Annotated in this window: 1 protein-coding gene; it reads right to left on the bottom strand. The window is 62.9% G+C overall.

Annotation, left to right across the window (positions count from 1 at the left end; all coding sequences use genetic code 11):
* Window positions 1-299 (bottom strand): vWA domain-containing protein (locus HTT03_RS00040; protein WP_425506268.1); only part of this gene is annotated, 299 nt, incomplete at both ends.

Here is a 299-nt window from a genome sequence, read left to right as displayed (position 1 = left end):
AGTTCGGTCGCATTGCTTGCGGGGAGGAAGACGCCGCCCGTGTTCTCGGCAATACAGGCGAGACCGGCGTGGGCCTCGTCTTGCAGGTCAAAGCCCACGACATGAGCGGTGAATTTCACCCCCTGTTTCGCAAGCTGTGCCGACAGCGCACAGGGATCGGCGTTGCAGGTCTCTACCCCGTCCGAGATCAGCACCAGCGTTGCTGGGTTGTCGCGGTAGGCGAGCAGGTCGGCGGCATGTTCGATGGCGGCGGAGATCGGCGTTTTGCCGACCGGTTTGATCGCATTCACCTGCGCTTG

The organism is Sulfitobacter maritimus (assembly GCF_013346665.1).
GTDB lineage: Bacteria > Pseudomonadota > Alphaproteobacteria > Rhodobacterales > Rhodobacteraceae > Sulfitobacter > Sulfitobacter maritimus.
This window is presented reverse-complemented; position numbering and strand designations above follow the sequence as displayed.